Origin of the sequence: Psychrobacter celer (assembly GCF_016107555.1) — a bacterium.
GTDB lineage: Bacteria > Pseudomonadota > Gammaproteobacteria > Pseudomonadales > Moraxellaceae > Psychrobacter > Psychrobacter celer.
Map to the genome: position 1 here is coordinate 67,331 of NZ_JABASU010000003.1, position 13,942 is coordinate 81,272.

General features: G+C 46.6%; 13 protein-coding genes. 8 read left to right on the forward strand and 5 right to left on the reverse strand.

Annotation, left to right across the window (positions count from 1 at the left end; all coding sequences use genetic code 11):
• Positions 1-106 precede the first annotated feature (106 nt).
• The gene (locus JFC05_RS02775; RefSeq protein WP_198335675.1) at positions 107-544 is read left to right on the forward strand and encodes a YeeE/YedE family protein; all 438 of its coding nucleotides are present in this window, start codon (positions 107-109) and stop codon (positions 542-544) included.
• Positions 545-600: 56 nt separating this feature from the next.
• Complete coding sequence (locus tag JFC05_RS02780; protein ID WP_192995828.1) at positions 601-1,020, forward strand: DUF6691 family protein; 420 nt, start codon at positions 601-603, stop codon at positions 1,018-1,020.
• Between the two features lie 293 nt (positions 1,021-1,313).
• On the opposite strand, the gene JFC05_RS02785 is transcribed toward JFC05_RS02780, so the two are convergent.
• Positions 1,314-2,978, reverse strand: coding sequence for an AMP-binding protein (locus JFC05_RS02785; protein WP_198335676.1), 1,665 nt, complete (start codon positions 2,976-2,978; stop codon positions 1,314-1,316).
• 324 nt (positions 2,979-3,302) lie between these two features.
• On the opposite strand from JFC05_RS02785, the gene JFC05_RS02790 reads away from it, so the two are divergent.
• A complete protein-coding gene (locus JFC05_RS02790; protein ID WP_227697377.1) occupies positions 3,303-5,459 on the forward strand; it encodes an NADPH-dependent 2,4-dienoyl-CoA reductase in 2,157 nt (718 codons plus the stop codon).
• Between the two features lie 513 nt (positions 5,460-5,972).
• The gene (locus JFC05_RS02795) at positions 5,973-6,119 is read left to right on the forward strand and encodes a hypothetical protein (protein WP_227697378.1); all 147 of its coding nucleotides are present in this window, start codon (positions 5,973-5,975) and stop codon (positions 6,117-6,119) included.
• A 47-nt stretch (positions 6,120-6,166) separates the two neighbouring features.
• Here JFC05_RS02795 and JFC05_RS02800 read toward each other — a convergent pair whose 3' ends face one another.
• A complete protein-coding gene (locus JFC05_RS02800; protein ID WP_198335677.1) occupies positions 6,167-7,186 on the reverse strand; it encodes a lipoate--protein ligase in 1,020 nt (339 codons plus the stop codon).
• Positions 7,187-7,375: 189 nt separating this feature from the next.
• On the opposite strand from JFC05_RS02800, the gene JFC05_RS02805 reads away from it, so the two are divergent.
• Entirely contained in the window at positions 7,376-7,957 is a 582-nt protein-coding gene (locus JFC05_RS02805; protein ID WP_198335678.1) for a hypothetical protein, read from the forward strand.
• Positions 7,958-8,029: 72 nt separating this feature from the next.
• Here JFC05_RS02805 and JFC05_RS02810 read toward each other — a convergent pair whose 3' ends face one another.
• Both JFC05_RS02810 and JFC05_RS02815 read right to left on the reverse strand, forming a co-directional pair.
• Complete coding sequence (locus tag JFC05_RS02810; protein WP_198335679.1) at positions 8,030-8,443, reverse strand: hypothetical protein; 414 nt, start codon at positions 8,441-8,443, stop codon at positions 8,030-8,032.
• Positions 8,444-8,793: 350 nt separating this feature from the next.
• Positions 8,794-9,105, reverse strand: coding sequence for a Trp family transcriptional regulator (locus JFC05_RS02815; RefSeq protein WP_198335680.1), 312 nt, complete (start codon positions 9,103-9,105; stop codon positions 8,794-8,796).
• A gap of 229 nt (positions 9,106-9,334) precedes the next feature.
• Between JFC05_RS02815 and trpB the strand changes: the two genes are divergently transcribed.
• Together trpB and JFC05_RS02825 are read left to right on the forward strand one after the other, a co-directional pair.
• Entirely contained in the window at positions 9,335-10,573 is a 1,239-nt protein-coding gene (gene trpB, locus JFC05_RS02820; protein ID WP_198335681.1) for a tryptophan synthase subunit beta, read from the forward strand.
• A 133-nt stretch (positions 10,574-10,706) separates the two neighbouring features.
• Entirely contained in the window at positions 10,707-11,609 is a 903-nt protein-coding gene (locus JFC05_RS02825; protein WP_198335682.1) for a DMT family transporter, read from the forward strand.
• 138 nt (positions 11,610-11,747) lie between these two features.
• On the opposite strand, the gene JFC05_RS02830 is transcribed toward JFC05_RS02825, so the two are convergent.
• Positions 11,748-12,248: a hypothetical protein gene (locus tag JFC05_RS02830; protein WP_198335683.1), complete on the reverse strand. Its 501-nt coding sequence runs from the start codon at positions 12,246-12,248 to the stop codon at positions 11,748-11,750.
• A gap of 559 nt (positions 12,249-12,807) precedes the next feature.
• Between JFC05_RS02830 and nemA the strand changes: the two genes are divergently transcribed.
• Positions 12,808-13,917 carry an alkene reductase gene (gene nemA / locus JFC05_RS02835; protein WP_198335684.1) on the forward strand — a complete coding sequence of 370 codons (1,110 nt, stop codon included), beginning with the start codon at positions 12,808-12,810 and terminating at the stop codon, positions 13,915-13,917.
• Positions 13,918-13,942: the final 25 nt, after the last annotated feature.

The following is a 13,942-nucleotide window of genomic DNA, read 5'->3' on the forward strand; positions in this document are numbered from 1 at the left end:
AGTACTGAGCCTGTTAATGCAGTCGCTCAGTATTTTTTTAGCTATTTATTATATTTTAATATATAATGTTTTTATATAAAACAACTTAGCTTTTGGATCTCTCATTATGGGTATACAAATAGATTGGCAAGTTTTTACGCCTATTTCATTGGTAGGCGGCCTCATATTAGGCGTAGCGACGGTTATCTTACTCTTAGGTATTGGCCGTATAGCCGGTATCAGCGGTATTACTTCAAGCCTGCTACAGCCAAAGCGAGTCGAGATGTGGCAAGTACTGTTTATTGTAGGCTTAATCCTCTCGCCTTTACTCTATAGTGTGTTCAGACCGCTACCTGATATAGAGGTTACGACCTCTTTACCGCTGCTGATTGCAGCAGGGTTGTTAGTCGGCTTTGGTACGCGCTTAGGCTCAGGTTGCACGAGTGGTCACGGCATCTGCGGTAATGCGCGCTTGTCGCCGCGCTCAATGGTAGCCACAGCGACTTTTATGGCGTTTGGCATCATCACCGTGTTTATCGGCCGGCAAGTATTGGGCTTGATTTAAATGGTTGTTATGGCTAGAGGTTTTGAGAAAAAGAAAATAAATAGTGAGAATGAACTATGCTAAAAAATATCATCGGCTTACTAACAGGACTGCTGTTTGGCTTAGGACTGTTGATATCGGGTATGACCGATCCGGTTAAGGTGCAAGGGTTTTTGGACGTCTTTGGCGCGTGGGATATCTCACTGGCCTTAGTGATGGGCGGCGGCCTTGCTGTCGCTATCGTTGGGGTGCAATGGGCTCGGCGGCAGCGAAAGAGCTGGGTAGGCGATGAGATTGAGATGCCGACCAAAACGAAGGTTACTAGCAAGCTTGTCATCGGCGCGATGCTGTTTGGTATCGGTTGGGGCCTTGTCGGTATCTGCCCTGGGCCCGGTGTCGTACTATTAGGCACGGGCCAATGGCAGGCTTATGTGTTTGTTCCTGCGATGCTAGTTGGGATGCTGGTATTTCAGTGGCTTGAGCCAAAGATGAATTGATAGTTGCGCTTGGTAATATCGCAATCTGTTGATAGTAAAAAGCTCAGCCTAAGACAATTAGGGCGTGTCCCTAATTCAAGCGTTTATGACTAAATGGGTTAAAAATGGCTAAATCTTTGGCAAACGGTGTCAAATAGCTTGTCAATATCTTGATATTACCTGCGCTATTCTCCTTGTTTGCCTTCGATTTATCTCATTTTTATCACCATTTTTAAAATAGGGACACGCCCTGGGCTGAGCTTTATTATTTAGTGTTAATAAATACTTAGCATCAATAAGTATTCTGCATAGCGCTACTCGGAGCTAGCGGTGACTTTTGGTGTCTCATGGGCTAATGACTTGGCCGCTTGACGTAGCTCAAACTTTTGTATTTTACCGGTACTGGTCTTCGGAACTTCGGCAAAGATAATGTACTTGGGCACTTTAAAGCCTGCTAAATGCTGCTTGCAGTGTGCCATGACAGTGTCGCGCTGTAAGGTGCTACCCTCGTGAATCTCAATAAAGGCAACAGGTACTTCGCCCCACTTGTCGTGAGGGGCGGCAACGATAGCGCAGCTTTGCACGGCAGGTAGTTTGTATAAGACGTTTTCGACCTCGATACTTGAGATATTCTCGCCGCCTGAGATGATGATGTCTTTTAGCCTATCCATAATTTTGATATAGCCGTCAGGGTATTTGACCCCCAAGTCACCGGTGCGAAACCAGCCATCTTTTAGCGCTTCATCAGTGGCTTTACGGCTTTTTAGATAGCCTTTCATTACCATGTTACCGCGCAGCGCCAGCTCGCCCATCTCCTCGCCATTGGCTTCAACCGGATCCGTCGTGCCTTGTTTAAAGACCTCAAAGCCTGTCATTAAGTGTGAAACCACGCCTTGACGTGACTTTTTTTGCGCGCGTTCAGCGACGTCCATGTCTTGCCATTCGGGCTGCTCAGCGCAGACGGTGACGGGTCCATAGACTTCGGTCAAGCCATAAACATGGGTGATATCAAAATCCATCGCCTCCATTGCTGTCAGCATCGTCTCTGATGGCGGCGCGCCAGCGACCCAGCCTTTTACCTTATGATCAATCGCGTCTTTGTACTCTTGTTTACCGCCCGCTATCATATTATGCACCACAGGCGCCGCGCAGTAATGAGTGACCTTGTGCTTAGCGATTAATTGTAAAATCAGCTCGGCATCAATCTGGCGTAAGCAGACATTGACGCCTGCGCGCTCGGCGATCGTCCACGGGAAGCACCAGCCATTACAATGAAATAGTGGCAGCGTCCACAAGTAGGTCGGATGCTTAGGCATATCCCAATCTAAGATATTAGATAGTGCGTTTAGCGTCGCGCCGCGATGATGGTAGACCACGCCCTTTGGCTTACCAGTCGTGCCAGAAGTATAGTTGAGCGCGATAGCTTCCCATTCATCCTCAGGTTTTTCCCAATTATCCAAATCATCTGAGCTGGCAATCAATTCCTCGTAAGTCATTTTACCAAAATCTTCTACCTCAATGGCTGCATCTGTCGCATGAATGACGATCAGATTAGGAAAAGTCTCGTCGATAATCTCCGCCAAATCCGCAAACTCGCTATCCATAATCAGCACTTTGGCCTCAGAATGCTGCACGCAAAAGGTTAAGGCATTGATATCGAGCCGAGTATTCAACGTACAAAGCACACCGCCCGACATCGGTACCCCAAAAGCGGCCTCAACCATAGCAGGGGTATTAGGCAGCATGACGGCTACGGTGTCGTTTTTATCGATACCCAGTTTGCGCAGGCCATCTGATAACTGACGGCAACGTTCAAAAGTTTTGCTCCAACTCTGGATGAGATTATTATGCTGAAGATCATCGTAGATAATGGCGGCTTTGTCAGGGTAGACCTGCGCGCTACGAATAATAAAGTCGATAGGGGTAAGTGGTTGATAGTTAGCAGGATTCTTACCAAGGCCAGTATGGAAATCAGTCATAGCGATAGTCCTTTATCTTATTTCGGGTTTTACTATAATTTAAATACACTGTGATGATGGTTTTGCTTTACCAATTCAGCAAATATTTCAATTAAAAGCGTATTCATTATAGCCAAAGACAGCGCAGAAGTCGGTTAGATTTGTAAGAGTCGTTTAAAACACTGAATAGAGTTGAATATAAATGATAAATAGCTTGTGTTCACTCATCAGTCGTTTGTCTGCATAGCTGACAACAAAGCGGTTGTGTTACGATAGCAGTCATATAAGGTTTAGCTCTTTTGCACTATGAACCCCTCATCAACCTGAATTTACAAGGATCGTCACATGAGCGCTAGCAGCACTGAGAATCGCAAAGCCAGCAGCAATAACACCATCAATACTGCTCAAAGCAATGAGCACTACCCGCATCTTTTTGAGCCGCTAGACTTAGGCTTTACCACGCTCAAAAACCGCTTAGTCATGGGCTCTATGCATACCGGTTTAGAAGATCGCTTTTACAATTATGGCAAGCTTGCTGCTTATTTTGAAGAGCGTGCCAAAGGCGGCGTGGCGATGATGATCACCGGCGGTATCTCGCCCAATCGTGAAGGCTGGCTGCTCCCTGCTGGCGGTACCATGAATACTAAAATGGACGTTATCAACCATCAACGCGTCACCCGCGCCGTACACAAACACGATAGCAAAATCATCATGCAAATCTTGCATAGTGGTCGCTATGGCTACCATCCGTTTATCGTCTCCTCCAGCCCAATCAAATCACCCATCACGCCATTTAAACCGCGCAAAATGACTATCAAAAACATTGAGCAGACGGTCGAGGACTACGCACGCTCTGCCAAACTGGCCAAGCAAGCGGGTTATGATGGCGTTGAGATCATGGGCTCTGAGGGCTACTTACTCAACCAGTTTTTATCGCGCCATGTCAATCAGCGCAGCGATCAATACGGCGGTGATATCAATAGCCGTATGAAGTTTGCCGTCGATGTGGTCAAAGCCGTACGTAAAGCGGTGGGCGAAGACTTTATCATTCTGTTCCGTTTGTCAGTGATTGACTTGGTCAAAGACGGCAACGTCATGGACGAGGTCATCACTGTCGCCAAAGCGCTAGAAGAAGCGGGCGTGACCATTATGAATACCGGTATCGGCTGGCATGAAGCACGCGTCCCGACGATTGTCACTAGCGTACCACGCGCCGCTTTTGTCGACTTCACCGCTGAGATCAAAAAACATATCAGTATCCCGATGATGGCAGCCAACCGTATCAACATGCCAGAGACGGCAGAGGATATCGTCGCCAGAGGTCAGGCGGATATGGTTCAGATGGCGCGTCCGTTCTTAGCCGATGCGCACTGGGTTAATAAAGCCAAAAACGGTCAAGCCGATCGCATCAATACCTGTATCGCCTGTAACCAAGCCTGTCTTGATCATACTTTTGAGAATAAACGCTCAACTTGCCTTGTTAATCCACAAGCTTGCTACGAGACTGAGCTGGTCTACAAAAAGACCAAAAACCCACAAAAAGTCGCGGTCGTCGGTGGCGGCGTCGCTGGTATGTCAGCGGCTCATGTCGCAGCCTTACGTGGTCATGAGGTCACGCTATTTGAAGCGCGCGATATCTTAGGCGGTCAGTTCAACTATGCCAAAGTCATCCCAGGTAAAGAAGAGTTCTTTGAGACCATTCGCTACTATATCAATGAGCTTGAGCACTTAGGCGTTGAGATTAAACTCAATACCAAAGTCGATAAAGCGATGCTTGAAGATGGTAAATTCCAGCATGTGGTTGTCGCCACGGGTGTCGTACCAAGAAGCCTTGAAGGCAAGCTAGAAGGCGCGGATCTACCGCAAGTGATCAGCTACGCAGAATTACTCTCTGGTGAAAAATCAGTCGGCGATACGGTGGCAGTCATCGGCGCTGGCGGTATTGGCTTCGATGTCAGCGAATATCTAACCGCGCGTCATGGTCAGCCTTTAGATGAGCTCGGCCCTGAGACCTTAAAAGACCCAAGCTACCGCCCTGAGCCGCAGTCTGTTAGCGAGTGGCGCGAGGAGTGGGGCGTCACTAACGATACTAACTATCAAAGCGATGGCGGTTTAATCCGTCCTGAGGGCATCAAGCCGATTCGCCAAGTGTATCTGATGCAGCGCACCAAAGGCCGTCTGGGTAGCGGACTCAATAAAACCTCTGGCTGGGTGCATCGCGCCCATATCAAGTCGCACGGCGTCATCCAAGTCGCAGGCGTTCAGTACGAGAAAATCACTAACGAGGGCATTTGGGTCACCAATCCGCAAGGCCAAAGCCAGCTGCTCCGTGTCGATAGCGTGGTCGTCTGTGCCGGTCAAGAGTCGGTGGTTGAGCTGATGCCAAACGTTGGTGATGCGCCAGACGCACAGTATCATCTGATTGGCGGTGCAAAGCTCGCTGCTGAGCTGGATGCCAAACGCGCCATTCGTGATGGGGCTGAGGTTGCGGCGAGTATTTAAAAGTTTAATTTTTGAATTAAAGTTTTAAATTGAAAGGACGGTAGGGGAGCAATTTCCTGCCGTCTGCTTATATCTGCCTTGCTGATGGCGTGCGGACTACTCTGTCTAGTGACGCTCCTGTTACCTCGATAGCGCCCCTAGCCAGAGTCCGCAGCACCATCATCTACGACAGGATACCGCGTCTGTCAGGGCTAGCGGTAAGATCTGTTTTCTTGCAAGTATTGGTCGTAGTTAATATTGTTTTCAAATGTCATAAGTAGCCTACACTCTAAACTCACCACTCAAAAATCCACCTCCCAAAATTTCACACCCATGCTAAATTAAACCCTATCAACGTTACGCAATCGCCCTCATCAACCACGCCATAAAAAAGGATTTTATAATGGTAGTGTTAAAGACTCTATTTAAATGGATTGTTTTACCTATTGTAGCGCTACTGATTATTGTCAGTTTAGGCTTGGTTGTGACCGGCAATGCCTATATTACGCGATGCTTGGACACTTAGGTCAGCGTGTGCTCGTGCTACCCGAGGAGGACGTGATTATCATACGACTTGGCAAGCAAAAAGGCTTACCTACGCCAATTAAAGGGTTCAATTTGGATCCTGATTTGGGTCAGTATGTGACGGAGGTGAAGGCTGTTTTGGATGGTTTAGAATAAAGTAGCAGCGGTTGCAAGCCTATGTTTTGCTTACAGCCGAAGCACCTTTAGCCTTCCATCTCACTAGTCAGCCACTCAGACACATCACCAACTTGCGCGGCTAATTCATCATGTGCTTGGGCTAGCTCAGCAAGCTTAGCTTTTACCTCACTACGATTGTATTTAGTGCCCGTTAAAGTCTGCTTCAACAAGTCGATCAGCTCCACATTTAGCGCATCAGAGAAGATGACGACATCGGTAATGACAGCTTGCTGGACATCCATATGCAAATCAATAATACCCCAGTCAAAACGGGTCTCAACGTGATGGCTAAACTGCGGCGTCTTACCAAAGCGCCAGTTCCAGTCCGCCATCTGCTCGTAATAGGCGTTTAACGAAGGTTCTTTTGCTAGGGTGTCTCTGTCTAGTTCCTCTACGGGCGTAGTATCGTCATAATCAGTGTCTTGATAGTATTCACAAAACGCTTCGATAATGGCATCGGATAAAGCTTCGTGATTGATATCTTCATTAAACTCAACCAGATTGGCCACGCGAGAGCGCACCGATTTGATGCCTTTGGCTTGCAATTTGAGCGGATGCGGGTTGAGATAATCGCCAAGCTTTTGCATATTGGCATTGACGAGTAACGTACCATGATGAAAGCTACGGTCAGACGCATGCTTAAAGGCGCTGCCTGATATTTTCTTATCGCCGACTTGCATGTCATTACGTCCGGACTGCTCAGCATCGATACCGAGTTTTTTTAGCGCATTGACGATAATAGTGAAGTTAGCATCTTGGTCGTAGTCGGCCTTGGGTGACAAAAAGGTAAAGTTGGTATTGCCCAAGTCATGAAACACCGCGCCGCCGCCGCTTTGCCGCCGTGCCAAAAACACCTCGTCGGCTTCCATCTTATCGATTTTGCATTCTACCCACGGATTTTGCGAGCGTCCGATGACCACGGTCTCGCTATTGCGCCATAGGAAAAGCGTGTGCGAGTCGGGGTTGAGGGTATTAAATATCCAGTCTTCGGTGGCGAGGTTAAACCAAGGGTTGGTAACGCTAGATTTTAGGATGCGTAGTTTCATGATGGATCCTTTTTTAACAATTTTTATAGATTGAAGATTATAAACAGATGCTGACATTCTTATCGATGATAAGAACGTTGCTAAAGTTTAAGTATGTTCTTAAAAAACGAGGTGTAAAGCTTAACAAGCTGATAAAGTAGTTAAAAGTTGAGTTTTCCTATTGACATTAGCTTCACGGAGATTGTATTCATGCAAACAGAATGGGTGAATTGGGTATCTTTATTTATGGCTTTAATAGCGACGGCGTCGGCTATGATTACCTATGCTGTCTATCGGTCCTCAACTGATCCAGAAGTTATCGTATATGCTGATACAGATAAGAAGCGCCCTTCAGTTATAATTCTAATTATTGAGAATATAGGTAAAGGCCCAGCGGAGAACATTAGTTTTAAAACATCAAGAAGCTTACCTGAGAAAGCCTTTAGTATAGAAGAACCTAGAAATATGCCAAACACGATGTCATCCGGACCCATTGTAAGTGGAATACCTTTTTTAGCTCCTAATCAGAAAATAGTTCTTACTTGGGGACAATATGGAGGGTTAAAAAAATATATTGGTGGAGAAAGCATTGTGGTCACAGCTTATTATGGAAGAGCTAATGCTAAGGTCTGGCTTAACAAACTGTCTAGCTCATCTAAGCTTTCTGTTGAAGCCTTTTATCAGACAGATATTTCTGACTCAAACTGGGATAAGAAAATTTCAGAAACTTTAATAAAGACTAATGAACAATTAAAAAGTATTGATAAAGCAATTAAAAGCTTAGGTCCATAGAACGTCTAACCATCATAAAGCTGAGTATAATACTTAGCTTTATGATCTTTTAAGTATCAATACTATCTCACTCTATTCAGCACAAATCTCCCACTGCGAGGTTGTGCTCAAATAACATTCTAGAACCTCTTTACCCGACTCTGCATATGTTTGACTGACTACTTTTTTGCTAGATGGTGCGCGATATCTGATGATAGCAGGTTCATCATTGACGGTGGTCGTCCATCCGGTATGATTGCCATTGTCATCATAATCTGCACTGTTCGAGGTCGCCATTTTACCGAATCCTGGTAAATTGTAGTCAACTTGCCTAAAGGCGTAGCTCATCGCTGCGCCTTCGGCACCCTCATATTGACAGGTGAGCTTTTTTTGTAACTCATCTTGTTTATAGACATAGCAAGTGGTGTCACCCGAAAACTGTCCAACGCCGCAAAAACCTGCTGTTGCTACTGACATAGCACCGATAAACAAAGCTATTTTTCTCATTAATGTGCTCCTCAAATAGTGATAATAAGATTAAAAATGAATGTCTTTTAGCTGTCCTTTAAATAGCAAAAATAAATTCGTTTACCAATGAAATACTAGGGCGTGTCCCTAATTCAAGCGTTTATGACTAAATGGGCTAAAAATGGCTAAATCTTTGGCAAACGGTGTCAAATAGCTGGTCAATATCTTGATATTACCTGCGCTATTTTCCTTGTTTGCCTGCGATTTATCTCATTTTTATCACCATTTTTGAAATAGGGACACGCCCTAATTTAGTAAACAAATTTCTATAAATATAGCATTTAAAAGTCTTTTATAGGTAATTTTCTTGCGCTAAATGTTGATAGCTATCAGATATTAATTTTATCGCCAATATCCGGTAGCAATTCATCGATTTGATGTTGATGAAATACTTTGGCGCCGCGCGACACTGTGGCGATACCGACGCCAAGTTGCGCGCTAATCTCTCGTTGCGTCACTTCTTGCTGTAGTAGTGCAAAGATAGTTAAGCGATTGCCAAGCTCAGCTTGCTCTTTTTCGGTCAACAGCGCTTTAAGTATCTCTGATAAATGGGCTTTATCATTGGTCTGAGCCAGTAGCGCTAACAAGTAGTCATAAGCTTTATTAGAGTGACTGTTAGAATGACTGTCTTGTTTGGCCATTTTATTCTCCTTTTGCCTCAATCAATAAAGGCGAAATACGTTCATTATTCTACTTGTGAGCACTGCTTTATTAGCAGAGCAGTAATGCTTGACCTGCCATAAAACTTAGCCTAAAATCTGTTTCAATGCACTAGAACATAATAACAAATTTCTATTATAATTTAGATCGTTTTCTATATTTAATTCAGCTTCAAATAGACAATAGTGAATCAGACAACAGGAATGAGCCATGACAGCATTAGCCAATGACAGCAGTAACACTTACGGTTTGCACGACTCTATTTTGCCAAGCCTTGATGGTCTATACGGCGAGTATGGCGGCAAGATTGAGCATCCTGAGCTGGCAAAAGCGATGGAGGAGATCGAGACAGGCTTTCGTGCGATCATTAAAGACGATGATTTTGTTAATGAGATGAGCCGCTTGCGTCAGACTTACATCGGTCGGCCTAGTCCGATATTTCATGCCAGACGCTTAAGCGAGCATTGCGGCGGCGCGCAGATTTATTTTAAACGTGAAGACCTCAACCATACGGGCGCGCACAAGATTAATCACTGTATAGGGGAAGTGTTACTCGCCAAAAAGCTCGGCAAAACCAAAGTCATCGCCGAGACGGGTGCAGGGCAACATGGCGTAGCACTAGCTACGGCAGCGGCGCTGATGGGCGTGGAGTGTGAGATCCACATGGGCGTCGTCGATATCGAAAAAGAGCATCCCAATGTCAGCCGTATGCGAATCTTGGGTGCCAATATCGTGCCGGTATCGCGCGGCGCAGGCACGCTAAAAGAGGCGGTCGATAGTGCGTTTGAGACTTATCTTAGTGATTTGGACAACAGTATGTTTGCCATTGGCTCAGCACTCGGGCCTGCGCCTTATCCTGAGATAGTCAGCTACTTCCAGTCGGTCGTCGGCCGTGAAGCGCGGACGCAGTTCTTAGAAACTACTGGCACACTGCCTAATAAAGTGGTCGCTTGTGTTGGCGGCGGCTCTAATGCTATTGGCATCTTTAGCGGCTTTTTGGGTGATACAGAGGTAGAAAAAGTCGGCGTCGAGCCTGCAGGCGAAGGTCTTGATACGCCCAATCATGCGGCGACGATGACGCTTGGGACGAAAGGCGCGATTCATGGTTTTAAATGCTATGTGTTACTCGACGACAAGGGTGAGCCTGCGCCTGTGCATTCGATCGCCTCTGGTCTGGACTACCCAGGTGTCGGCCCGCAGCACTCACTCTTGAAGGACAACAATCTGGCCACTTATGAGTCAGCGACAGATGCAGAGTGCTTAGAGGCATTTATGGCGCTATCGCGGCTTGAAGGCATCATACCTGCTCTAGAGACGGCGCACGCCATCGCCTATGCGATGCGTGCGGCCAAAGACATGTCGCCTGATGAGACGATTTTGGTCAATTTATCAGGCCGCGGTGACAAAGATATCGATTTTGTCTTAGACAAAGTGGATTTGTCAAAATAGCAATCAGATGTCGATATTTAATCGCTACTTACGCTATGTTCAATACGTCCTAAGCTGTTATCATTGCCATGTTTTATCACATGGCATTTTTTATGACTGCTAAGACGGTCTCAGCGCTAATTAGGACGAACCCATGAGCAAACGCGATCTCATTATTTTTATCACGCTGTCGTTTATGTGGTCGCTGTCGTTTGTGTTTTATCGCATTGGCGTGCCTGAGTTTGGCTCATTAGCGTTTGCCAGTCTGCGGGTGATATTTGCTGGGCTGGTGATGCTGGCGTTTGTCATGGTCAATAAGAAAAACCGTGACGGTCTGCGCGATCATTGGCAGCTGCTGGCACTGGTTGGTATTTTTTCTGCGGCTCTGCCGTTTGTGTTGTTTTCTTTTTCTGCTCAGTCAGTCAACGCAGGAGTGTTGGCGGTGCTCAATGCCTCTGTGCCGATGATGAGCGGCTTTATCGCCAGTACTTTTTTTAAAGACCGGCTGTCCAAAAGACAAGTGCTGGGCTTGGTCATCGGTGTGATCGGAGTCGCTATTTTGATGAGCGAAAGCTTGCTTGCTGGCGGTGCCTCAGAGGCCGGATTGGCTAACGGTTTGTTGCCAATGGGCTATGCGCTACTTGCCTGCGTCGGCTATGCAGTTGGGGCCAATATCACCCGTCATTATTTATATAATGTCTCACCCGTGGCCATCACTGCAGGCTCGCTGATCATCGCCAGTATTTTGATGCTGCCTGTGGCTTTTTATGCGTTTCCTTATGATCAGAGCATCAGCGCCAAGGCGTGGGTGTCGGTGGTTTGTATAGGTGTCTTTTCTACAGCGATTGCCCTCATCTTTATGAACCAATTGATTAAAAACATCGGACCGACGCGGGCGACGAGCATCACTTTGGTGATTCCTATTTTTGCCATTATCTTGGGCTATGTGCTGCTGGGTGAGGCGCTAGATACCCGCGCCATCATTGGCTCGGTGGTGATATTAATCGGCACTTATCTGTCGCTTGAGTTGTCGGTTAAAAAACTGCTGAAACCCTAAACTCGCGCAGGCCATCTCATCGCTGAAAGGTAAGGACTTGCAGTCAAATACTAGCAGCTAAATACCATGTCAAGCCCGCGGCGGTGTGGTTAATTTACGCCTCCGACCATGATCAACTGAATAGGGAAGGTAGTGATGTCAAAGGCTTTGGCAAGAGGCATCAGCGCCTTTAGCCTTTTTTCTTCTGCCAACGTGGTGTCTGTCTGATAATGATAAAACGTCAGGGCGAGAGGGGCAGCCGCTTTCACCAATTCTTATCGCAAAGTGCGGCGTGTCTTTTGTTGGCATGGGTTTAAAGGAAAAATACGCCAGATTGACGTGATTTAGTATAGCTGTCAGCTCAGGGTCTTGGTTTGTGCTCTGTACCAGATAGCTGCGCTTTTCCCCTGCAAGCACAATCGCATTATCCACTCCTCCAATAGGCGCGCTAGGCTTACCAACGGCGATGAGTCTATCGGTCAGTTGATCGACCGCGACCCATTTTGCATCTTCTTGTCGCATTAGCTGATAGTCGAGCTTTTCTGTCGCAAGACAGCCGCTCAAGGCCAACATAAGCCCCACACTGCAAGCCGCTGGCAAGTATTTTTTTGCAAGGTGTTTTCGATGCTTTGTTTGGGGCGCTGCGGTTGGCGTTTGCATATTTTTCTCTATTTGACCGATGTTTTTGATACGTTAAATACGCGATATTGCTACTATTTAATACGAATAAAACACCGTCTATTATTGGATGACGGCGTTGCTTTTATATTGATAAATGTTAGCTTTCGCTATTTAATCGAGAGACACACAAGCTAGAGATAAGATATAGGGCGCAGGGCAGTATGGTACGCGTCATTGTGATATATTTAGCCGAGGTTTTATCGTCATATCATTGTGCATGATTGGCTGCGTTGATTTGCTGCATGGATGGCAGGACAAGGGGCAGGATAGATAAAGACCAGAGGTGTTTTTGTTTGTAACGCTTGCTTGAATAAATCCATCCGCTCCCTATAAAGGTAACGGTCGTTCAATATGACTTTTTATGCCTTTATTCGGTCGCAGCGCATATAGATACGCAGCGCACCGATATTATAATAAGTATGTATGACAAAGCATTGAGCGGCTTGATAGCGATGTATCTGATTTATTTAGCGTCGACTATAGGCAGCAGTATAATAACGAACATTCACCAATCACGACAAACACCATAGGACACAATATGGCACACGATAATTTATTTGAACCTGTCAAAATGGGCAGCCAAACACTCAAAAACCGTATCATTATGGCACCTCTGACCCGTCTGCGCGCAGTCGAGCCAGGCGATGTGCCGACCGCAATGGCAGGCGAGTATTATTCGCAGCGCGCAGGAGCAGGGCTGGTCATCACCGAAGCGACGCAGGTATCCTTTCAGGCCAAAGGCTATGCTGGCGCGCCTGGTATTCATACTAAGGATCAAGTCACCGCATGGAAAGCTGTGGTCGATAATGTCCATGCCAAAGGCGGCAAAATCGTCGTGCAGATGTGGCACACAGGACTGGTCGCGCACAAAAGCGTGCAGCCAGATGGGCAAGCGCCGATCTCCGCCTCTGATGTCGAAGTCGGCGCTCGTACCTCACTGCGTGATAGCGATAATCAAGCGATTCGCGTCGAAGCCACACCGCCGCGTCCGGCGACTTTGGACGACATTAAGCAAGTGGTCAAAGACTTCGCTCATGCAACAACCATGGCTCGCGAAGCTGGGTTTGATGGGGTAGAAGTCCACGGCGCTCATGGTTATCTGCTGCATCAGTTTTGGGCCGAGCACACCAATAAGCGCGATGATGAATACGGTGGTAGTAAAGAAAACCGTGCCCGTCTAACGCTCGAGGTCGTTGACGCTTGTATTGCGGCTTGGGATAACGATCACGTTGGTATTCGTATTTCTCCGCAAGGCTCGTTTAATGGCGTAGATGCTGGCTATGATGAAGACGATAATATCTGGCTGATTGAGCAGCTCAATAAACGCAATCTGATGTATCTGCATATCTCTGAGCCTGATTGGGCGGGTGGCACGCCTTATACCGAAGGCTTCCGTCAGCGCATCCGCCAAGCGTTCGACAACATGATTATCGCAGCTGGCGGCTATACTGCCGAAAAAGCATCGCAAAATATCCAAGCCGGCTATATCGACGCGGTTGCCTTTGGTCGTGACTTTATTGCCAATCCTGATTTGCCGGAGCGTATTCGTCAAGATGCACCGTTAAATGAGCAGCATCCGCAGAGCTTTTATGGTGGCGGTAGCGAGGGCTACACCGATTATCCTTATTTGGAGCAAAAGCAGGCTTAGTTTTGAAAAACTAAGACAATAAAAA